Genomic DNA, 20,273 nt, shown 5'->3' with positions numbered 1-20,273 from the left:
ATGAAAGTCACGGTGCGTTATTTCGCCTCGGTGCGCGAGGCACTGGGAACCGGCAGCGAGACCGTCGAGACCGGCGCGTCCGATCTGGCCGCGCTGCGCGACGAGTTGATCGCGCGCGGCGAGCCCCATGCAAGCGCGCTGGCTCGCGGCAAGGCCGTGCGCATGGCGCTCGATCAGGTCATGAGCGCCGAGAGCGCTGCGCTGCGCGAAGGCCAGGAAGTGGCCTTCTTCCCGCCGGTCACAGGCGGCTGAGCGCGGCCTGCATCCGGAAGAGGTGCTCGCGCAGCGCGCTGCCGGCCCGCGTCATCGGCGCGCGCAACTCGTCCTGCATCCATCCTTCGTTGGCGAGCACGGCCTTCAACGGTCCGGGGTTCGGTTCGGCGAAGAGCGCTTCGATCAAGGGCAGCAAAGGCTGCCATTGCGCGCGCGCTTCGGCCAGCCGGCCTTCGCGCAACAGCTGAACGACCTGCACGAAACGCGCGGTCTGCAGATGCGCGCTGGCCGCGATGGCGCCCACGCCGCCCTCGGCCAGCGTGCCGAAGAGCTGTGCGTCTTCGCCGGCCAGCACCTGGAGGCGGCCGTCGGCGATCAGCGCCCGGGTCTTGGTCATGTCGCCGCCGCAATCCTTGACCCCGCGGATGCGCGGATGGGCCGCGAGCGAGAGCAGCGTCTCGCGCGCGATCGTCGCGCCGGTGCGGTAGGGGATGTCGTAGACCAGGAGCGGCACGGTGCTCGCCTCAGCGATCGCGCCGAACCACGCGACGAGGCCTGCCTGCGAGGGCCGGATGTAGCTCGGCGCCGGCACCAGCAGCCCGGCCAGCCCGCAGTCGTTCAGCCGGTGCACCCAGTCCAGCGTCTTGCCGAGGTGGTAGCCCGAGATGCCCATGATGCGCGGCAGCGCGGGCGCGGCCTTCGCGACCGTGGCGAGCACGGCCAGCTGTTCGTCGCCGTCGAGCGCCGCTGCCTCGCCGGTCGAGCCGCAGACCACGAAGCCGGCAATGCCGGTGGACGGGAGCCGCTCGGCCAGCGCGGCGAGCGCCGCGTGGTCGACGGTGCCGCCCTTGCGAAACGGTGTCACGAGCGGGATCCAGAGGCCCGAGAAATCAGGGGTGGAAGAAGAGGGGTGCACGCGGATGTCCTTCAGGAATCGACCGATGGAAGAACCACCATCGGATGCGCGCACACGAGAAAACAGCTTCAGCTGGAGCCTTGCAGTTCCGTCGCTCATCCGACGACGGAACCGAAGCTCCGGTCAGACGAGCTCTGGTTTTTTGGCTTTGCCGCCCACGCGCACGCAGGCCATCGCTTCGGGCGAAGCGGGGTGGCGGTGCGGGGCGCGGGAAGGCATCGCCGCAGTCTAGCGCGGTGCCACAATCCGGCCATGGGCAGCCCACGCGTTTTCATTCAAACAGGCGATTTCGACCTCGCGCACGAGATCGCCGCGTTGCGCGGCGACGACAAGCGGGTCGGAGCGGTCTGCAGCTTCATCGGCACCGTGCGTGACCGCAACGATGGGGATGCGGTCGCTTCGATGGAGCTCGAGCACTACCCCGGCATGACCGAGAAATCCATCGAAGCCATGATCGACGAGGCGCATCGCCGCTTCGACATCCTCGGCGCGCGCGTGATCCATCGCGTCGGCCTCTTGCAGCCGCTCGACCAGATCATGATGGTGGCCGTGATCTCGGCCCACCGCGGCCAGAGCTTCCAGGCCTGCGAGTTCCTGATGGACTACCTCAAGACGCAGGCGCCGTTCTGGAAGAAGGAGCAGACGCCCGACGGCGCGCGCTGGGTCGATGCGCGCGTGGACGACGATGCCGCCCTGGCGCGCTGGGGCATCACGAGCAGCAACGCCTGAGCCAAGGGCTTATTGAGGGGTGAAGCCGCTGGCCTTGATGATGCCTTCCCAGGTCTGCGTATAGCTCCGCACGCGCCCCGCGAACTGGCCTTGCGGCTCGTAGGCGACCGTCAGGCCCATCGTGGTGAGCTTCTGCTTCACGTCTGGCATGGCCAGCACCTTTGCCAGGGCATCGCCGAAGCGATCGATGACCGGCTGCGGCGTGCCGACGGGCGCGAACACGCCGTAGTAGGGCAGGTCTTCCAGGTTCGCGAAGCCGAGCTCGGTAAAGGTCGGCACCTGCGGCAGCAGCGCCTGGCGCTTGCTGCCGATGGTGGCGACGATGCGCACCTTGCCCGCCCGATGGTTCTCGATGAAGTCGGGCACCGAGGCGATGCCGGCGCTGATCTGGTTGCCCAGCATGTCGGCCGTCATCGGCGCGCTGCCGCGGTAGGGCGCCGACTGCACGTCGATCTTGTACTTGGCGCCGATCATCTTCACGAGGAACTCGGGGATCGAGGCCGGCGCCGGGACGCCGATGGTGTCCTTGCCGCCGCGCTGGGTGCGCACCCATTTGAGGTACTCGTCCAGGTTCTTCGCCGGGGTACCGCCCGATACCGCGAGCACGTTGGCGAAGGTCGCGAAGCCGGCGACCGGCACGAAATCGGTGGCCGGATTGAAGCCCGCGTTCTTTACCACCTGCGGCAGGATCGAAATGCTGTGGTCGTGCGAGAGGAACAGCGTGTGACCGTCCGGTGCGGCGGCCTTGAGGGCCTGCGCGGCGATCTGGCCACCGGCACCGGCGCGGTTCTCGACCACCACCGGCGCGCCCAGCTGGTCCTTGAGCTTCTCGGCCAGCGTGCGGGCGATCGCGTCGCTGCCGGCGCCGGCAGGAAAGCCGACCAGCAGCTTGATCGGCGTGCCCTGCTGCGCCTGCGCGAAGCCAGAGAAGCCCGCAATCGCGGCCAGGAGCCCGAGCGCGAAGACCCGGCGCGGCGCGGAAGCGGCAATCCACCTTGAACAAAACATGAGCAACTCCAGACGATTGAATAAAGAACGAACGAGCGAGCAACACGCGTGCCCGGGTTCGAGGGAAGCTATTCTGAACGAGCGCGGTCGCTTTCATCGCCGGCGCAGCCGATGCGCCATCGCGATGAAGGCATCCAGCGCCGGGTTGCCGTTGGACGGCCGGAAGGCCAGCCCCAGCGCGTACTTGACCGGTGCGTTGCGCCGCCGCACCTGCAGGTAGACCACGTGCTCGGTCTGCACCGCCTGCATGGCCTGCGGCACCAGCGCGATGCCCAGGCCGCCGCCCACCAGCGCGAGGATGGTCTGCATCTGCGAGGCGACCTGGACGAAGTTCGGTATGAAGCCGCTGTCCTGGCAGGCCGCCATCACCACGCTCTCGAAGCCGGGCCCTTCCTTGAAGGGAAAACCGACGAAAGGCTCCGAGGCCAAGTCGCGCAGCTGCACGCGCTTCTGCTGCGCGAGCGGATGCGTGTCGGGCACCGCCAGCGTGAGCTCCTGGTCGCAGAAGGGCTGGATCCGGAAGTCGCCCGCGTCGTGCAGCGGTGGCACGACGATGCCGACGTCGATGGCGCCGCTCAGGAGCGCCGCCACCTGCTGCGAGGTGGTGTCGCCGGTCAGCACCAGCTTGACGTCGGGGTAGTCCTCGCGAAAGGCGCGCAGGAGCCGCGGCACCACGCCCAGCGCGGCGCTGGGCACGAAGGACAGTCGCAGCGTGCCGAGCTTGCCGGCCGCTGCGCGCTGCGCGATCTCGATCGACAGCTGCGCATGCGCCAGCGTGCGCCGCGCTTCGCGCAGGAAGGCCTCGCCGGCCACGGTCAGGCGCACATGGTGGCGGGTGCGGTCCAGCAGGGTTGCGCCTACCTCGGCTTCGAGCCGCTGCACGGCCACGCTCAGAGGCGGCTGCGACACGTGAAGGCGCTCCGCGGCGCGCCGGAAGCTGCGCTCTTCCGCGACCGCGACGAATTGCCGGAGCTGACGAAGGTCCATCGCTGCTTCCAGGATTGGTGATCGCTCCAGCCTATCACCAGCCCCTTCAAACGGTATTGGACGAAGCACCCGCGCTGCCGCAGCATGCGGCTGAAACTGAGAAAGACCACACGATGCAGCCTTCGCTTCTCGAAGAACTCACCCCGGTTCCGAACCCGTATCCCATCAAGTCCGAGATCGAATATCCGGAGGTCTGGCGCCTGTGCGAACAATCGCGCGAACTGGCATGGAATCCGGCCGCGATCGATTTCTCGGACCTCCGCGACGCGGAGCTTCCCGCCGAGGTGCGAGAAGCCGGTGCGGAATGGTGGAGCCTGCGCGCCTGGATGGAGCACGGTGCCATTCCCTACGGCACCGAACGGCTGCGCGAAGCCGTGTTCGCGCACCAGCCTTTCGAGATCAAGCAGCACATCGTCAACTTCATCGCGGAGGAGCTGCGCCATCACGAGGCCTCATTCCTCGTCGCGCGCGGGCTGGCTGGCTACCAGGACGAGCCGCGCGCCGACTACTTCAAGGCGGTGATCCCGCGCTTCCACGACGAGCGCGACGAAAAGGCGATGTCCTTCTTCGCGGGGCTCGCGGTCAACACGCTGTTCGAGCAGCTCTCGGGCGAGCTGCTGCAGGCGCGCTACGAGAACGCGCGCTTCAAGTCGATCCGCACCGCCTGCCAGCTGATCCTGCGCGACGAGGCGCGGCACATCCAGTTCGGCCGCATCATCATGCGCAGGTTCTTTGCCGAGCTGTCCGCGGACGACCGCCGCCTGCTCGGCGAAAAGGTGGCCAAGAAACTGCGCGGCAGCCTGCTCAACGGCGTCTATGCGGTGGTCAACCTGCCTGACGACGAGCGGGCGCGGGCAGGGCGCAACCGGGCGCTGGCGGCCGAGCACGGGTTGGGCGCGACCCATCCCGACCAGGAGATCGCGATCATCCGGCGTGCGCTGGACCGGATCCGCGCCGACGTCGCGCCCTACGGCGTCGAGATACCGGAAGTGCCCGAAGTGGATCGCGCCGCGGTTTCGGCGCATTGAGGACGAAGCCATGAACCGACTGATGGAAACTCTGGGCTGCTGCCTGATGGCGGCCGTCGGCGCGGTCGCGCTCGCGCCGCCGGTTCATGCGCAGGGCGCGTATCCGCAGCGTCCGGTCACGATGGTGGTGCCGTACCCGGCCGGCGGCTCGGCCGACATCCTTGCGCGCACCGTGGGCCAGAAGCTGGCCGAGCGGCTCGGGCAGCCGGTGGTCGTCGACAACCGCGCCGGTGCGGCCACCGCCATCGGCGCCAGGTTCGTCGCGGCTGCCGCAGCCGACGGCTACACGCTGCTGATGGGCACCGTCAGCTCGCAGGCCATCAATCCGGCCATGAACAAGGTCGGCTACGAGCCGGTGAAAGACTTCACGCCGGTTGCGCCGCTGGCCTCCATTCCCTTCGTGCTTGTGGCACATCCGTCCTTCGCCGCCAGGAACGTGGCCGATGTGGTCGCGCAGGCCAAGACCAGGCCCGGCGAGCTGAGCTACGCATCGGCCGGGCTCGGAACCTCCAACCACCTGGCCGGCGAGCTGCTGGCCTCGGCCGCCGGCATCAAGCTGCTGCACGTGCCCTACAAAGGCAGCGCTCCCGCGCTCAACGACGTGGTGGCGGGCCATGTGCCGCTGATGTTCGATCTGCAGGCCACGGCCTTGCCCTATGTGCAGTCCGGCAAGCTCAAGGCGCTGGCAGTGACCGGCAGGACGCGCAGCGCCTTGTTGCCCGAGGTGCCGACCGTGATCGAGAGCGGGCTCGCGGGCTACGAGGTCACAGCCTGGTTCGGCGTTTTCGCGCCAGCCGGACTGCCGAAGCCGGTGCTCGATCGGCTCAACGCCGAGATCACGGCCGCGCTCAGGATGCCGGACATGCAGAAGCGCCTGCACGAGCTCGGCGCACAGCCCGAAGAGGCCGTGCCCGACGCCTTCGCCGCTTTTGCGCGCAGCGAAGTCGGCAAGTGGTCGGTGGTCGTCAAGAACGCGGGGCTCGCGCAATGACGGAATGATCGAGGGTCCCGAAACCCTGCGCGCGCTGATGGCCGAGATCGGCCCGCGCTGGGCGCTCGATCTCCCAGGGCACAGCCAACGCGTCAAGGACGCCTACGCACCGCTGCTCGCGAGCGCTCCCAAAAATGGCGTGGCGGTGGCGCGGAACCTGGCCTACGGCACGCACGCACGCCAGGTGCTCGACATTTTTCGCCCGAGCGGCGCGAGGCATGCGCCCGTGGTGGCCTTCGTCCATGGCGGCGCCTTCGTGCGCGGCGACAAGTGCACGAGCGCAGAGCTCTACGACAACGTGCTTCACTGGTTCGCGCGGCAGGGCTTCGTCGGCGTCAATATCGAGTACCGGCTGGCGCCCGAGGCGCCTTACCCCGGCGGTGCGCGCGACGTGGCCCAGGCCATGGCCTGGCTGCATGCACAGGTGGCGGATTACGGAGGCGATCCGTCCCGCATGATGCTGATCGGCCATTCCGCGGGCGGGACGCATGTGGCGAACTACGCATTCGATCCGGATCTGCAGCCGGGCGGATGCCATGCGCGGGCCGTAGTGCTCGTCTCGGCGCGCCTCCAGGCCGACCAATCGCCCGAGAACCCCAATGCGCCGGGCGTCCGTGCCTACTTCGGCGACGACGTTTCGCTCTATGCAGCGCGCTCGCCGATGCGCCTTGCGGGCTTGAGCGACATCCCCGCCTTCATCGTGATCGCCGAGTTCGAGAACCCCCTGCTCGATGTCTACGGGCTCGAATTCGCCCACCGCCTGGCCGACGCGCGCCGGCGCGCACCGCGTTTTCTGCAGATGCGAGGCCATAACCACATGTCCGTCATGGCCCACTTCAACAGCGGCGAAGAGGCGCTGGGGCGCGAGATCATGGACTTCTTTTCCTCGCTGCCTGTTTAGGTGTAGGGTCGTTGCTTTCCGCTTGAATTCGGTGCCGCCCACCCCTACATGCCGGGGAATCGGAGTCATTCATGCGCCAAGACAAACTCACAACCAAATTCCAGGAAGCCCTCGCCGACGCGCAATCGCTCGCTCTCGGCAACGACAACCCCTATATCGAACCGCTCCACCTGCTGGTGGCCATGCTGCGCCAGGACGACGGCCCGCGGGCCTTGCTCGAGCGCGCCGGCGCCAACGTGCCGGGCCTCTTGCAGGCCGCCGAAGCGGCGATCAAGAAGCTGCCGCAGGTGCAGGGCCATGACCAGGTTCAGGTCGGCCCCGAGCTGGGCAAGCTGCTGCAGGCGACCGAGAAGGAAGCCATCAAGCGCAACGACCAGTTCATCGCCGGAGAGCTCTTCCTGCTCGCGCTGGCCGACAGCAAGGCCGAGATCGGCAACCTGGCGCGCAGCCACGGCGTGACGCGCAAATCGGTCGAAGCCGCTATCGATGCTGTTCGGGGCGGGCAGGGCGTGAACAGCGCCGATGCCGAGGGCCAGCGCGAAGCGCTCAAGAAATACTGCCTGGACCTCACCGAGCGCGCTCGCCTCGGCAAGCTCGATCCGGTGATCGGCCGCGACGAGGAAATCCGCCGCGCCATCCAGGTGCTGCAACGCCGCACCAAGAACAACCCCGTGCTGATCGGCGAGCCCGGTGTCGGCAAGACCGCCATCGTCGAAGGCCTGGCGCAGCGCATCGTCGCCGGCGAGGTGCCCGAGTCGCTCAAGGGCAAGCGCGTGCTCTCGCTCGACATGGCGGCGCTGCTCGCCGGCGCCAAGTACCGCGGCGAATTCGAGGAGCGCCTGAAGACCGTGCTCAACGAGCTCGCGAAGGACGAGGGCCAGACCATCGTCTTCATCGACGAGCTGCACACCATGGTCGGCGCCGGCAAGGCCGAGGGCGCGATGGACGCCGGCAACATGCTCAAGCCCGCGCTCGCGCGCGGCGAGCTGCATTGCGTGGGCGCCACCACGCTCGACGAATACCGCAAGTACATCGAGAAGGATGCCGCGCTGGAGCGCCGCTTCCAGAAGATCCTGGTGGGCGAGCCCAGCGTGGAGGCGACGGTTGCGATCCTGCGCGGCCTGAAGGAAAAGTACGAGGTGCACCACGGCGTCGATATCACCGACCCGGCGATCGTCGCCGCGGCGGAGCTGTCCGACCGCTATGTCACCGATCGCTTCCTGCCCGACAAGGCCATCGACCTGATCGACGAGGCCGCGGCCAAGATCAAGATCGAGATGGACTCCAAGCCCGAGGTGATGGACCGGCTCGATCGCCGCCTGATCCAGCTGCAGATCGAGCGCGAAGCCGTGCGCCGCGAGAAGGACGAGGCCTCGCAGAAGCGCCTGGCGCTGATCGAGGGCGAGATCGAGCGCCTGCAGAAGGAAATCGCGGATCTCGACGAGATCTGGCAGGCCGAGAAGGCGCAGGCCCAGGGCAGCGCGCAGATCCGCGAAGAGATCGACAAGATCAAGTTCCAGATCGCCGAGTTCACCAGCAAGGGCGACTTCAACAAGGTCGCCGAGCTGCAGTACGGCAAGCTGCCGGGCCTGGAGAAACGCCTGAAGGAAGCGCAGGACACCGAGGCCAACAAGGGCAAGTCCAGCGCGCCCACGCTGCTGCGCACGCAGGTCGGCGCCGAGGAGATCGCCGAAGTCGTGGCGCGCGCCACCGGCATTCCGGTGGCCAAGCTCATGCAAGGCGAGCGCGACAAGCTGCTCATGATGGAAGAGAAGCTGCACGAGCGCGTGGTCGGCCAGGACGAGGCCATCGGCGCGGTCGCCAACGCGATTCGCCGCTCGCGCTCGGGCCTCGCGGACCCGAACCGCCCGACCGGCTCCTTCCTGTTCCTCGGCCCCACGGGCGTGGGCAAGACCGAGCTGTGCAAGGCGCTCGCGGGCTTCCTGTTCGACAGCGAAGACCACCTGATCCGCGTCGACATGAGCGAGTTCATGGAGAAGCATTCGGTCGCGCGCCTGATCGGCGCGCCGCCCGGCTACGTGGGCTACGAGGAGGGCGGCCACCTGACCGAAGCGGTGCGCCGCAAGCCTTACAGCGTGCTCCTGCTCGACGAGGTCGAGAAGGCGCATCCTGACGTCTTCAACATCCTGCTGCAGGTGCTTGACGACGGCCGCCTGACCGACGGCCAGGGCCGCACCGTGAACTTCAAGAACACGGTGATCGTGATGACCAGCAACATCGGCTCGCCGATCATCCAGGCGATGGTGGGCCGGCCGAACGAAGAGATCAAGGACGCGGTCTGGGACGAGCTGAAGAACTACTTCCGCCCCGAGTTCCTGAACCGCATCGATGAGACCGTGGTGTTCCATGCGCTCGACGCCAAGAATATCGAGGCGATCGCGGCCATCCAGCTCAAGGTGCTGCAGGAGCGTCTGGTCAAGATGGACCTCGGGCTCGAGGTGTCGCCGGCGGCGCTGGCGGAGATCGCCAAGGTCGGCTTCGACCCGGTGTTCGGCGCCCGGCCGCTCAAGCGCGCCATCCAGCAGCGCATCGAGAACCCGCTCTCGAAGCTGCTGCTCGACGGCAGCTTCGGGCCGAAGGATACGATCGTCGTCACCACCGACCCGATCCAGGCGCCGGGGCAGTTCAGCTTCCGCAAGGCCGGGGAACAAAGCCTGGAGGCCGTGGCCTAACTTCGATGCTCAACTTTCTTTTGCGCCTCGTTCTTTTCTTCTTGGGCCTCTTGTTCGCGGCCAGCCTCGCAGTTGCCGTGCTGCTGTTGGCGGCGGTCTGGGGCCTGCGCTATGGCTGGGCACGTCTCACGGGGCAGCCGGTTCAGCCGTGGGTGATGCGCTTCGATCCACGCCACGGCTTCGATCGCTTTCGGGCTGCAGCGCGCCCGGCCGAGCCCACCGCGGCCGACGTGGCTGCGGCGCGAGCGCGCGGCGAAGCCGCTGACAGCCCCGTTCGCCTGCGCGATCCGGGCCGTGTGACGGACGTGGAAGCCCGTCCGGTGTCGCGCGGCGAGTAGAACCCCCATCGTCCGCACTGCGGCGGGTCGCCTAGACTCCGCGCAATGAACGTGCGTTTTCTCGAGGCCTTCGTCTGGGTTGCCAAGCTCGGCAGCTTCAAGGCGGCTGCCGACAAGATGCACACCACGCAGGCCGGCATCTCCAGCCGCATTGCCACGCTGGAGCAGCAGTTCGGCGTCAAGCTCTTCGACCGCGAGCACCGCGGCGTCATGCTCACCTACCACGGCACCGAGCTCATGCCCTATGCGGAACGCATGATCGAGATGCAGGCACGCATGATCGGTGCCATGGGCCAGGCCGATGCCTTCTCCGGCATGCTGCGCATCGGCGTGATCGAGACGGTGGTCCATACCTGGCTGCCCGACCTGCTGTCGCGCTTTGCCGAGCGCTACCCCAACGCCACGCTTGAGCTCGACTCGGACATCACGCCGCACCTGCGCGACGACCTGCTGCGCGGCACGCTGGACTGCGCCATCCTCTCCGAGGAGATCACGCCGGGCTTCATCGACAACCGGCGCATGGTGAACTTCGCGATGCGCTGGGTCGCGAGCCCGAGCCTGGCGCTGAAGCTGCCGGCGCGCAAGCTGCTGTCCTTTGCCGACATCGCCGAGCAGCCCATCATTTCCTTCCATCGCGAGTCGGGCGTCTACCGCAACATCGCACAGGGCGCGAGCGGCTGCGCCAATCTGCGCGTGAGCTACTTCTCGTCGCTGGGCGCCATGGTCGACCTCGCGCGCACGGGCTTCGGCACGGCCTTGCTGCCGCTCGCCGTGATCCAGGAAGACTTGCGCCTCGGGCGCCTCGTCGTGCTCGACGTCGACCCCTTGCCGATCCCGCTGCCGCTGGTTGCCAGCATGCGGCTGGAACCCGCCTCGCCGCTGGCCGAGGCGCTGGTCAACATGGCCCAGGCGGCCTGCGACCAGTTCGTCGCCAACAGCCGCGACGACGTGCTCGCGCCCTAGAGTCTGCCCTCATTCGGTACACCGCGCGCCCGTTGCTGGGGCGGCGGCATGCGCCAGGGCCGTGCATCAGAAAATTCTATCGGCCTCCAAAAAAATTTCCCGTTTGACCGGGCAGGGGTGCGCGACAACACTGCGCGCCATGCACAAGGCCATGTCAAGCAAATTACATCGCGAGTTCTTCGCGATCCGGCTCGATGCGGCATCGACCGCCTGGGTGCCGGTGCCTTCTTCCGCCGGCCGCATCGAGGAACTGGTGCTCGCCGACAACCTCGACGCGGCGGCCCGCACCGGTTCGCGCACGCGGCTCGCACGCTGGGCCGCCGGCGCGCTGATCGACCGGCCGGTGATCCATGACTTCCACGAGGAGGTCTTCATCGTCGAAGGCGAACTCGTGGTCGGCTGCGATGCCGAGGGGCAGGGCGGCGAAACCTTCGGCCCCTACACCTTCGCCTGTCGCCCGCCGGGCGTGTGGCACGGCCCCTTCGCGTCGCCGGCGGGCTGCGTGATGCTCGAATTCCAGTACTACGGGTGAGGCAGCCGTCCGGCCTGCCGCTCCCCCTTCCTCGTTCCATTTCTCTTTGTTTCCCTCCAGGAGTTCCCGATGAAGCGTTCCCTGCCTCCTCTTGCATGCCTCGCAGCCGCCGCGATGCTGGCCGCCGTGTCCGCCTTCGCCCAGGTGCCGGCCGGCCCGAAGATCGCCGTGCAAGCGATCACTCAGGTGGCGCCCAACCTGCCGCAGTACACCAAGGTCGACCAGCCGCTGCTGCGCGACGGCATGGCCAAGGCCACCAACGGACGCGTGGAAGTCACGCTCTCGTCCTGGCCCGAGCGCAACGTCAACGGCCCCGAAGTGCTGCGCCTGGTGCGCTCCGGCCAGGTCGACATCGCGGCCGCGCCGCTGACCACCGTATCGGGCGACGTGCCGATGCTCGACGGTGTGGACCTGGCCGGCATGAACGCCGACATCGCGCAGGCCCGCAAGGTGGCCGACGCGATGGTGCCGGTGGCCAACAAGGAACTCGAACGCCTGGGCATCAAGCTGGTCGCGACCTATCCCTTCTCGGGCCAGATGCTGTTCTGCCGCAAGCCGGTGACCAGTCTCGCGGACCTGAAGGGCCTGAAGGTGCGCACCAACGGCCCCTCGGCGGCCGATCTCATGAAGGGCCTGGGCGCGCAGCCGGTGTCGCTGGCCTTCGGCGAGGTCTATACCGCGCTGGAGCGCGGCACGGTCGACTGCGGCATCACCGGCGCGGGCTCGGGCAACGGCGTGAAGTGGCCCGAGGTCACGACGCACCTCTACACGTTGCCGCTGTCGTGGTCCACCTCGGGCTATTTCGTCAACCTGGCCTGGTGGAACAAGCTCGATCCGGCCGTGCGCGCGCAGTTCGAGAAGACGATGTCCGAAGTGCAGGAGGCGCAGTGGAAGCTCGGTGTCGAAGCCACCAACGACGGCATCGCCTGCAACGTGGGCCGCGCCGCCGACTGCAAGCTGCACACGCTGGTCAAGAAGCCGATGGTCGAAGGCAAGCCGCAGGCCGACGTGGCTGCCACCCTCAAGAAGCAGCTCGCCGACGACGTGCTGCCCGGCTGGATCAAGCGCTGCGGCGAACGCTGCGCCGCGGTCTACAACGAGGTGATCTCCCCGATCACCGGCATCAAGTACGCCGCGAGCCGCTGATGTTCCGCGCGCTCGAATGGGTCAGCGGCAAGGCGATGACCATCGCCGGCTGGTGCTACCTGGTCATCACGGTGCTGATCTGCTTCGACATCGGGGCGCGGCGCCTGCTGGGCTTCTCGACCGAGGCGACAACCGAAGTGACCGGCTATCTGATGGCCATCGGCATGAGCTGGGGCCTGGCCGGCACGCTGTTCGAGCGCGGCCATGTGCGCATCGACGTGCTGGTGCAAAAGCTGCCGCTGAAGATGCGCGTGTGGCTGCACCTCGTTTCGCTGCTCGCGCTGCTGGTCGCCACCGGCTTCTTCGCCTGGGGCGCGTTCTCGCTCGCCAAGGACTCGTGGGACTTCGGCGCCACCGACTTGTCGGCGCTGCACACGCCGCTGGCGATTCCGCAGGGCTTGTGGGCCGCGGGCCTGGCGTTGCTGCTCCTGGCCGGTTTGGCCATCGCGGCGCGCGCGCTGCGCCAGCTGGCGATCGGCGATGCCGATGCGATGGACCGCATGCTGATGGCGCGCACCTACATCGACGAAGCCGCCGAAACGCTCGAGGCCGTGGCGGAAGCGCAGCAGGGCATGCAGCCCGTCGCCGCCGCAGGAGCCACCCGATGATCGCCATCGTCTTCATCGTCGCGATCGGCCTCTTGATCGGCGGCGCTTCCTTGTTCGGCGTGCAGGGCCATGCCGCCGCCGTGGCCTCGGCCGGCGTGCCCTGGTGGGCGCTGGCCGCGGTGCTGCTCGCCTTCGTCGGCTTCTTCGCGGGCGGGATCTATGTCGGCGCCGCGCTGGCCGTGCTCTCGCTGCTGGCGGGTTTCGGCCTGTCGGACCGGCCGTTCTGGAACTTCATCGGCGAAATGATCTGGGGGCCCTCGACCAACTTCGTGCTGGTGTCGGTCCCGCTCTTCCTGCTGATGGGAGAGATCATGCTGCGCGCCGGGCTCTCCGAGCGGCTCTACCGCGCGCTCAACATCTGGATGGGCCGACTGCCCGGCGGCCTGCTGCACACCAACGTCATGGCCTGCGGCGTGTTCTCGGCGGTGGCCGGCTCCAGCGTGGCGACGGCCGCGACCATGGGCTCGGTCGCGCTGCCGTATTTCGAGAAGAGCCACTACCCCCCGAAGCTGGTGCTGGGCTCGCTGGCGGCCGGTGGTGCCTTGGGCAACCTGATCCCGCCGGGCATCACCTTCATCATCTACGGGCTGATCACCGAGACCTCGGTGGGTGCGCTCTACCTCGCTGCGGTGGGGCCGAGCATCCTGGTGGTGCTGCTGTTCACGGCGGTGATCCTCTACTACAGCTTCAAGCTCGAGCTGCACGGCGACGCGGCTTCCAAGGCCATCACCTGGAAGCATCGCATCGCGAGCCTGTCGGACCTGGTGCCGACGGCCCTGCTGATCGCACTAGTGCTCGGCACCATCTACGCCGGCTGGGCCACGCCCACCGAATCGGCCGCGCTGGGCGTGGCCGGCAGCGTGGTGCTGGCGCTGGCCGACCGCAAGCTGACGTGGAAGATGATGGCGGAATCGATGCGCGCCACCGCGCGCACCACCTCGATGATCGCGCTGATCCTGTTCGGCGCCTACTTCCTCAACTACATCCTCTCCTCGCTGGGCATTCCGCAGATGCTGGCGAAGTTCCTCACGGGGCTGCCCTTTCCGGGCTGGGTGATCATGCTGGTGATCATCGGCTTCTACCTCGCGCTGGGCACCTTCATGGAAGGCATGTCGATGGTGATCACCACCATCCCGCTGCTCTTTCCGGTGGTGACGGCGCTGGGCTACGACCCGGTGTGGTTCGGCGTGGTGATCACCATGCTGGTCGAGATCGCGATGATCAGCCCGCCCGACGGCACCGTGCTCTACGTGCTGCAGGGCATGCGACGGCAGCCCGGGCCGATCACCGACGTGTTCTCCGGCGTTCTGCCTTTCATGGGCGTCTACATGCTCGCGATCATCGTGCTGATGGTGTTCCCCGCCATCGCGCTGTGGCTGCCGGGCGTGCTTATTTAGGACTTTCATTCATGTCATCGAAGCTTCATTTCGCCTGCGAGTCGGTCGCTGCCGACGGCACGCGCTCCGCGCAACTGATCGCCAGCGCGCCGCAACGCCTGGTGGTCGCGGGCTGGACCGGCCGCGACGCCGCCGCCATCGCACACCACATCGAGGAGCTGGAGGCCATCGGCGTGCCGCGTCCCTCGGGCGTGCCGCTCTACTACCGCGTCGGCGCCAACCTGCTGACGCAGGCGCCCGCGATCGAGGCGCTCGGCGAGCAGAGTTCCGGCGAGGCCGAGCCGGTGCTGTTCTTCGCGCGCGGCGAATGGTGGCTCAGCGTCGGCTCGGACCACACCGACCGCAAGGTGGAGGGCTACTCGGTCGCGGTCTCCAAGCAGATGTGCGCCAAGCCGGTGGCCACGGCCGCATGGCGCTGGGCCGACGTGGCCCACTACCAGGATGAACTGCAGCTGCGCTCGCGCATCCTCGAGGATGGGAAGTGGGTGAGCTACCAGCAGGGCAGCCTGGCGGCGATCCGGCCGCTCGCTTCGCTGCGCGACGGCATTTTCGAAGACAGCGAAGAGGGATGCTTCATGACCTGCGGCACGCTGGGCGCGCTGCCAAACGCACGCGGCGAGGGCATCCGGCCCGCGCCCGAAATGGAGATCGAGATCCACGATCCGCGCCTGAAGCGCAGCATCGTGCATCGCTATGCGGTCCAGCCGCTGCCGGTGGTGGCGTGATGAGTGGCGAGACGATCGCCGCGCTGCGCAGCCGCATGGCGCGCGACGAACTCTCGCACGAGCATCTCGTCGCCCAGGCGCTGGAAGGCGCCGCGGCCTCGGGCGCGCAGCATGTGTTCACGCAGCTGTATGCCGAGGCCGCGCTGGCCGCGGCGCGCCATGCCGATGCGGCGCTGCGCGCGGGCGTCGCGCTGCCTGCGCTCGCCGGCCTGCCGGTGTCGGTCAAGGATCTCTACGACGTGGCCGGGGAGACCACCATGGCCGGCTCCATCGTCTGCCGCGACGAGCTGCCGGCTGTGGCCGACGCGCCGGCCGTGGCGCGGCTGCGCGCGAACGGCGCCGCCATCGTCGGCAAGACCAACATGACGGAGTTCGCCTTCTCGGGCGTGGGCATCAATCCGCACCACGGCACGCCGCGCAATCCGGCGGACGCCGCGGTGGCGCGCATCCCGGGCGGCTCCTCCTCGGGCGCCGCCGTGTCGGTGGCGCTGGGGCTGGCGGTCGCCGGCCTGGGCTCGGACACCGGCGGCTCGATCCGCATTCCGGCCGCGCTCTGCGGGCTGGTCGGCTTCAAGAGCACGCAGGCGCGCACGCCGCGCACCGGCGCGCTGGAGCTGTCGCGCACGCTCGACACGGTCTGCGCGATGGCGCGCAGCGTGGAGGACTGCCTGCGGGTCGACGCCGCCATCGCCGATGCGCCGCTGGCCGTGCGGCAACGGCCGCTCGCGGGCATGCGCTTCGCCGTGCCGCAGACGCTGATGTTCGACGGCATCGAGCCCGCGGTGGCCAGCGCCTTCGACCGTGCGCTGAAGATCCTGTCCGCGGCCGGCGCGCTGATTGTCGACATCGGGTTGCCGGAACTGGCCGAGATCGCGCAGCTCAACGCGCCCGGCGGCTTCTCGGCGGTCGAGGCGCATGCGGTGCATCGCGAGCGCCTGGCGCAGGCGCGCGAGCGATTCGACCCGCGCGTGGCCGCGCGCATCGCGACCGGTGCCGCGGCGAGCGCGGCAGACTACATCGCGATGCAGGACAAGCGCCGCGCCTGGATCGCGCGCACCGAGCGCGCGCTCGAAGGCTTCGATGCGCTGCTGTGCCCGACGGTGCCCATCGTCGCGCCGCCGATCGACGAACTGGTGCGCTCGGACGAGGCTTTCTTCAAGGCCAACGGCCTGCTGCTGCGCAACACCTTTGCGATCAACTACCTCGACGGCTGCGCCTTCAGCCTGCCTTGCCACCGCGCGGGCGAATTGCCGGTGGGACTCATGCTCTCCTCGGTGCAGGGCGACGATGCGCGGCTGGCCGCGGTGGCGCTGGCGGTGGAGGCGGCGCTGAAGTAGCGCCTATCGACGCTTCTCGTACGTGCCCACCAGCTCCGCCTGTGCGAGCACGTGTCCCTTCATCGCCTTCTCGAGCGCGGCCTTGTCCGGGCGCTCGAGTTCCGGCAGCACGGCGTCGAGCGCGTAGAGCTTGTGGAAGTAGCGGTGGCGGCCGATGGGCGGGCAAGGGCCGCCATAGCCCGTGCGGCCCCAGTCGTTGACGCCCTCGCGCGTGCCCGCCGGCAATGCCGCCGGCTTGACCGCTTCGGGAAGCTCGCCGGCCTCCGCGCCGATGTTGTAGAGCACCCAGTGGACCCATGTCATCTTGGGCGCCGCCGGATCGGGCGCATCCGGGTCGTCGACGATGAGCGCGAAGCTCAGGGTCGCCGCGGGTGCGCCGCTCCACGCCAGCGGCGGCGACACGTCCTTGCCTTCGCAGGTGTGGATGGGCGGTATCGCGCCGTCCGGTGCGAACGCGGTGGAAGTGAAGGTCAGGCTCATGGAGGTCTCCTTTATGATGGCAGTGATTGCGCTGCCCGCACCGGGATGCGCCGCCGGCCGAAGCCGTGGCTGAAGGCGCCGAAGCGGCCTGCGATCGGCGTGCCGCAGTGCGGGCATTCGCCGCGCGCATCGAGTTCGCAGTCCAGCACGAGATACCAGTCGCGGCGCACCAGCGGCGCGCGGCAATGCGGGCACCAGGTCGTCCCGCCTTCCACGTCGTGGACATTGCCGGTGTAGACATGGTTCAGCCCGTTGGCGAGCGCGATGGCGCGGGCGCGCGTCAGCGTGGCAGGCGGCGTCGGCAGCACGTCCATCATCTTGTAGTCCGGATGGAAGGCGGTGAAGTGCAGCGGCACGTCCGGCCCGAGGTGCTCGGCGATCCAGCGGCTCATCGCCTCGATCTCGGCATCGCTGTCGTTGTGGCCGGGGATCAAGAGCGTCGTGATCTCGAACCAGCAGCTCGTCTCGTGGCGCAGGTACTGCAGGGTGTCGAGCACCGGCGCGAGGTGGGCGCCGGTCTGCTGGAAATAGAAGGCTTCGGTGAAGCCCTTGAGGTCGACATTGGCCGCGTCCATCCTGGCGTAGAACTCGCGCCGCGGCGCGGCGTGCATGTAGCCCGCGGTCACGGCGACGCTGAACAGGCCCAGCGCATGGCAGGCATCGGCGGCGTCCATCGCGTACTCGGCGAAGATCACCGGGTCGTTGTAGGTGAAGGCCACACTCAGGGCGCCGCGCTGGCGCGCCAGCTCGGCGATGCGTTGCGGCGATGCGGCATCCATCAGCCGGTCCATCTCGCGGCTCTTGGAGATGTCCCAGTTCTGGCAGAACTTGCATGCCAGGTTGCAGCCGGCGGTGCCGAAGGAGAGCACGCTGGAGCCGGGATGGAAATGGTTCAGCGGCTTCTTCTCGATCGGGTCGAGGCAGAAGCCCGAGCTGCGCCCGTAGGTCGTCAGCACCATTTCGTCGCCGACACGCTGACGCACGAAGCACATCCCGCGCTGGCCTTCGTGCAGCCGGCAGTCGCGCGGACACAGGTCGCACTGGATGCGCCCGTCGTCCAACCTGTGCCACCAGCGCCCGGGATGGCTCGCGCTCATGATGCCGGCGCCTCGAACGCGATCGCCGCGTAGCCGACCACGCGGCGGCGGTCTCCCGCGGTATCGCCGGAATTGCGCAGGTCCAGCAGGCGCGGCTGCAGGCGGTGGCTGCGTGCCGCCTGCAGCGCACCGTTGATCGCCCGTGCGCCGCAAGCCTCTTCGGGAACCAGGGCGCCGTCGAAGGCGAGGATGCGCTGCACCGTCGCGCGGTCGCGCGCCTGGGCCTGCGCGTACGGCAGGTAGTGCGACAGGTCGGAGCTGACGACGATCAGCGTTTCGTCTTCGCCCCACAGCCGTTCCAGAATCTCCGCGACCTCGGAGGGACTTGCGTTGCCGACGAGCAGGGGGACCAGCGCGAAGTTGTTCAGCACCGTCTGCAGGAACGGCAGTTGCACCTCCAGCGAATGCTCGAAGGCGTGAGGCCAGTCGTCGTGCACGACCTGCGGCGGGCTGCCGAGCAGGGCCAGGGACGCATGTTCCAGTGCGATGCGACCGAGCGGCGTATCGAAGGCGTCCGCTTCCGGTGCCGCCAGCGCGCGCACCGCGCAGCGATGGGCCGGACCGAGCAGCACGACACGCGTGATCCGCTCGCGCCATGGTGCGAGCAGGGCATAGGCTTGTGCCGCGACGGCGCCGGAATACACATAGCCGGCGTGCGGAACGATCAGCAGCTTCGGTGGCTTCGTGGACTCGGCGACAGCGCTGCCGGCAGCGGCGAGGCAATCGCCGACTTCGCGCTGCAGCTGCAGCGCATCGCCGGGGTAGAAGGTCCCCGCGACCGCGGCGGGACGAACGGCAGGCACGGCATCACACCTCCTGCGATGAATATGGACTCACCGCGGGTCAGCGTCAACCGGCTCGAGATGAAGGCACCACCGCGCAAGCCAAAATAGCGGATGCCCGCGCCGCGTCCGCCCATCCTCATCGACCCTCTGGAAGTCGAGTTCAGCGCCATCCGCGCGCAGGGCGCGGGCGGGCAGAACGTCAACAAGGTATCGAGCGCGGTGCACCTGCGCTACGACATCGCGGCGAGCTCGCTGCCCGAGGACGTCAAGGAACGCCTGCTCGCGCTGCGCGACAGCCGCATCACGCAGGAAGGCGTGCTGGTGCTGAAGGCGCAGAAGCACCGCAGCCAGGACATGAACCGCGCCGACGCGCTGGCGCGGCTGCAGGAGCTGGTCGACAGCGTCGCCACGCCGCCGCGCGTGCGCCGGCCGACCAAGCCCAGCTATGGCGCGAAGCAGCGGCGGCTCGAGGGCAAGAGCCAGCGTTCGGAGATCAAGAGCCTGCGCGGGCCGGTGAAGGATTGAGGCAGGCGCTTGGCGCCGGTCGCGAGAACACCGTATGCTGCGGCATCGCTCGATTGCACACAATTTGTAGACAAAGCATATGAAATCCAAAGTCACGGCCAAGGCGCCGGTGCATGAGGAGGCCAGGAAGCCCGGTCGGCCGAAGAAATCCGCCGCTCGCGCGGCTGCCGATGCCACGCCTGCAGAGCCGTCGCGCAAGGCCGCGGCGCCCGAGGCGCTGGCCGAGTTGTCGACGAACCTGACCGACCGGGCCTACGCCGTCGTGCGGCGGCTCATCCTCCAGCGGGAGCTGTCGGGTGGGGAAGTGCTGGTCGAAGGGCGCTTGGCCGAGCGACTCCAGATGTCGCGCACGCCGCTGCGCGAGGCCCTGCTGCGGCTCGAAGGCGAGGGTTTGCTGGTGCGGGCCAATGCGCGCTCCTATGCGGTGCGGCGCATCGCGGCGTCGCATTACTTCCAGTGCCTGCAGGTACGCGAACGCCTGGAGTCGCAGGCGGTGTCGCTTGCCATGGGGCGCGTGCCGGCCGAAGAGGTGCGGAACCTGCGCGCCAGCATCCTGTCGCTGGACTCGAGCCAGCAGGGCTCCAGCCACTGGCAGGCCGATGACGAGATCCACGGGCTGTTCGCGCGCGCCTCCGGCAATGCGATGCTGGCCGACACCATCGCCCATCTGCGCGTGCTGTGCCGCCTGTTCGAGGTGGTCGATCCCTTCAAGCGCATCGAGGACGACCGCAAGGAGCATCTGGCCATCCTGGACGCGTACATCGCGGGCAACGAAAAGGCGGCCGAGGAGGCCGTGGTGGCGCACCTGCGAAATCTCGCGCGCTACACGCTCTCGCGGCTCAGCAACGGGCTGGTGAGCGAGTTCTCGCCATAG

The 20,273-nt window shown here is 68.4% G+C and carries 22 protein-coding genes; 16 read left to right on the top strand and 6 right to left on the bottom strand.

Translation table 11 applies throughout. From position 1 onward, the window contains the following. A complete protein-coding gene (gene moaD, locus ACSQ9I_RS19660) occupies positions 1 to 252 on the top strand; it encodes a molybdopterin converting factor subunit 1 (protein WP_126836506.1) in 252 nt (83 codons plus the stop codon). Here the strand turns inward: moaD and dapA are convergent. Continuing rightward, positions 239 to 1,228, bottom strand: a complete 990-nt coding sequence (gene dapA / locus ACSQ9I_RS19655; RefSeq protein ID WP_436314173.1) for a 4-hydroxy-tetrahydrodipicolinate synthase — start codon at positions 1,226 to 1,228, stop codon at positions 239 to 241. The two genes, moaD and dapA, sit on opposite strands and share 14 nt — an antisense overlap. Positions 1,229 to 1,381: 153 nt before the next feature. On the opposite strand from dapA, the gene ACSQ9I_RS19650 reads away from it, so the two are divergent. Further along, positions 1,382 to 1,858: a molybdenum cofactor biosynthesis protein MoaE gene (locus ACSQ9I_RS19650; RefSeq protein WP_436304663.1), complete on the top strand. Its 477-nt coding sequence runs from the start codon at positions 1,382 to 1,384 to the stop codon at positions 1,856 to 1,858. A 9-nt stretch (positions 1,859 to 1,867) separates the two neighbouring features. On the opposite strand, the gene ACSQ9I_RS19645 is transcribed toward ACSQ9I_RS19650, so the two are convergent. Both ACSQ9I_RS19645 and ACSQ9I_RS19640 read right to left on the bottom strand, forming a co-directional pair. Beyond that, complete coding sequence (locus ACSQ9I_RS19645; RefSeq protein WP_214693205.1) at positions 1,868 to 2,866, bottom strand: Bug family tripartite tricarboxylate transporter substrate binding protein; 999 nt, start codon at positions 2,864 to 2,866, stop codon at positions 1,868 to 1,870. A gap of 93 nt (positions 2,867 to 2,959) precedes the next feature. Further along, a complete protein-coding gene (locus tag ACSQ9I_RS19640; RefSeq protein ID WP_093109810.1) occupies positions 2,960 to 3,853 on the bottom strand; it encodes a LysR family transcriptional regulator in 894 nt (297 codons plus the stop codon). Positions 3,854 to 3,966: 113 nt separating this feature from the next. Here ACSQ9I_RS19640 and ACSQ9I_RS19635 point away from each other — a divergent pair, with 113 nt between their 5' ends. The 12 genes from ACSQ9I_RS19635 to ACSQ9I_RS19580 all read left to right on the top strand — a co-directional run bounded on the left by ACSQ9I_RS19635 (position 3,967) and on the right by ACSQ9I_RS19580 (position 16,512). Beyond that, positions 3,967 to 4,881, top strand: coding sequence for a ferritin-like domain-containing protein (locus ACSQ9I_RS19635; protein ID WP_436304662.1), 915 nt, complete (start codon positions 3,967 to 3,969; stop codon positions 4,879 to 4,881). A 10-nt stretch (positions 4,882 to 4,891) separates the two neighbouring features. Next, positions 4,892 to 5,872 carry a Bug family tripartite tricarboxylate transporter substrate binding protein gene (locus ACSQ9I_RS19630; protein ID WP_436314172.1) on the top strand — a complete coding sequence of 327 codons (981 nt, stop codon included), beginning with the start codon at positions 4,892 to 4,894 and terminating at the stop codon, positions 5,870 to 5,872. Between the two features lie 4 nt (positions 5,873 to 5,876). Continuing rightward, positions 5,877 to 6,773, top strand: a complete 897-nt coding sequence (locus ACSQ9I_RS19625) for an alpha/beta hydrolase (protein ID WP_436304660.1) — start codon at positions 5,877 to 5,879, stop codon at positions 6,771 to 6,773. A 71-nt stretch (positions 6,774 to 6,844) separates the two neighbouring features. Continuing rightward, complete coding sequence (clpB, locus tag ACSQ9I_RS19620) at positions 6,845 to 9,466, top strand: ATP-dependent chaperone ClpB (RefSeq protein WP_436304659.1); 2,622 nt, start codon at positions 6,845 to 6,847, stop codon at positions 9,464 to 9,466. Between the two features lie 5 nt (positions 9,467 to 9,471). Next, a complete protein-coding gene (locus tag ACSQ9I_RS19615; RefSeq protein WP_436304658.1) occupies positions 9,472 to 9,804 on the top strand; it encodes a hypothetical protein in 333 nt (110 codons plus the stop codon). Between the two features lie 45 nt (positions 9,805 to 9,849). Further along, positions 9,850 to 10,767: a LysR family transcriptional regulator gene (locus tag ACSQ9I_RS19610; protein WP_093109806.1), complete on the top strand. Its 918-nt coding sequence runs from the start codon at positions 9,850 to 9,852 to the stop codon at positions 10,765 to 10,767. Between the two features lie 151 nt (positions 10,768 to 10,918). Then, on the top strand, positions 10,919 to 11,299 hold the full coding sequence (locus ACSQ9I_RS19605) for a cupin domain-containing protein (RefSeq protein WP_436314171.1): 381 nt from the start codon (positions 10,919 to 10,921) through the stop codon (positions 11,297 to 11,299). A 69-nt stretch (positions 11,300 to 11,368) separates the two neighbouring features. Beyond that, positions 11,369 to 12,445, top strand: coding sequence for a TRAP transporter substrate-binding protein (locus ACSQ9I_RS19600; protein ID WP_436314170.1), 1,077 nt, complete (start codon positions 11,369 to 11,371; stop codon positions 12,443 to 12,445). Further along, a complete protein-coding gene (locus ACSQ9I_RS19595; protein ID WP_436314169.1) occupies positions 12,445 to 13,053 on the top strand; it encodes a TRAP transporter small permease subunit in 609 nt (202 codons plus the stop codon). Before ACSQ9I_RS19600 ends, ACSQ9I_RS19595 begins: the two co-directional genes overlap by 1 nt. After that, positions 13,050 to 14,450, top strand: coding sequence for a TRAP transporter large permease (locus ACSQ9I_RS19590; RefSeq protein ID WP_093109802.1), 1,401 nt, complete (start codon positions 13,050 to 13,052; stop codon positions 14,448 to 14,450). Before ACSQ9I_RS19595 ends, ACSQ9I_RS19590 begins: the two co-directional genes overlap by 4 nt. Positions 14,451 to 14,461: 11 nt before the next feature. Beyond that, positions 14,462 to 15,175, top strand: coding sequence for a DUF2848 domain-containing protein (locus ACSQ9I_RS19585; RefSeq protein ID WP_436304654.1), 714 nt, complete (start codon positions 14,462 to 14,464; stop codon positions 15,173 to 15,175). Next, complete coding sequence (locus tag ACSQ9I_RS19580) at positions 15,175 to 16,512, top strand: amidase (protein ID WP_436314168.1); 1,338 nt, start codon at positions 15,175 to 15,177, stop codon at positions 16,510 to 16,512. The genes ACSQ9I_RS19585 and ACSQ9I_RS19580 overlap by 1 nt, the downstream gene beginning before the upstream one ends. A gap of 3 nt (positions 16,513 to 16,515) precedes the next feature. On the opposite strand, the gene ACSQ9I_RS19575 is transcribed toward ACSQ9I_RS19580, so the two are convergent. From ACSQ9I_RS19575 to amrB, 3 genes are read right to left on the bottom strand one after another with little or no spacing between them, the layout of a single operon-like run. Further along, positions 16,516 to 16,992, bottom strand: a complete 477-nt coding sequence (locus ACSQ9I_RS19575; protein WP_436314167.1) for a YbhB/YbcL family Raf kinase inhibitor-like protein — start codon at positions 16,990 to 16,992, stop codon at positions 16,516 to 16,518. An 11-nt stretch (positions 16,993 to 17,003) separates the two neighbouring features. After that, positions 17,004 to 18,089 carry an AmmeMemoRadiSam system radical SAM enzyme gene (gene amrS, locus ACSQ9I_RS19570; protein ID WP_436304651.1) on the bottom strand — a complete coding sequence of 362 codons (1,086 nt, stop codon included), beginning with the start codon at positions 18,087 to 18,089 and terminating at the stop codon, positions 17,004 to 17,006. After that, positions 18,086 to 18,892 carry an AmmeMemoRadiSam system protein B gene (gene amrB, locus ACSQ9I_RS19565; RefSeq protein WP_436304650.1) on the bottom strand — a complete coding sequence of 269 codons (807 nt, stop codon included), beginning with the start codon at positions 18,890 to 18,892 and terminating at the stop codon, positions 18,086 to 18,088. The genes amrS and amrB overlap by 4 nt, the downstream gene beginning before the upstream one ends. Before the next feature lie 93 nt (positions 18,893 to 18,985). Here amrB and arfB point away from each other — a divergent pair, with 93 nt between their 5' ends. Together arfB and ACSQ9I_RS19555 are read left to right on the top strand one after the other, a co-directional pair. Next, complete coding sequence (gene arfB, locus ACSQ9I_RS19560; protein ID WP_436304649.1) at positions 18,986 to 19,399, top strand: alternative ribosome rescue aminoacyl-tRNA hydrolase ArfB; 414 nt, start codon at positions 18,986 to 18,988, stop codon at positions 19,397 to 19,399. Between the two features lie 79 nt (positions 19,400 to 19,478). Further along, positions 19,479 to 20,273: a GntR family transcriptional regulator gene (locus tag ACSQ9I_RS19555; RefSeq protein WP_436314166.1), complete on the top strand. Its 795-nt coding sequence runs from the start codon at positions 19,479 to 19,481 to the stop codon at positions 20,271 to 20,273.

Origin of the sequence: Variovorax sp. LjRoot84 (genome assembly GCF_964254305.1) — a bacterium.
Classification (GTDB): domain Bacteria; phylum Pseudomonadota; class Gammaproteobacteria; order Burkholderiales; family Burkholderiaceae_C; genus Variovorax.
Note: the sequence above shows the minus strand (reverse complement) of the source record. Positions and strands in the feature narration are given on the sequence as shown.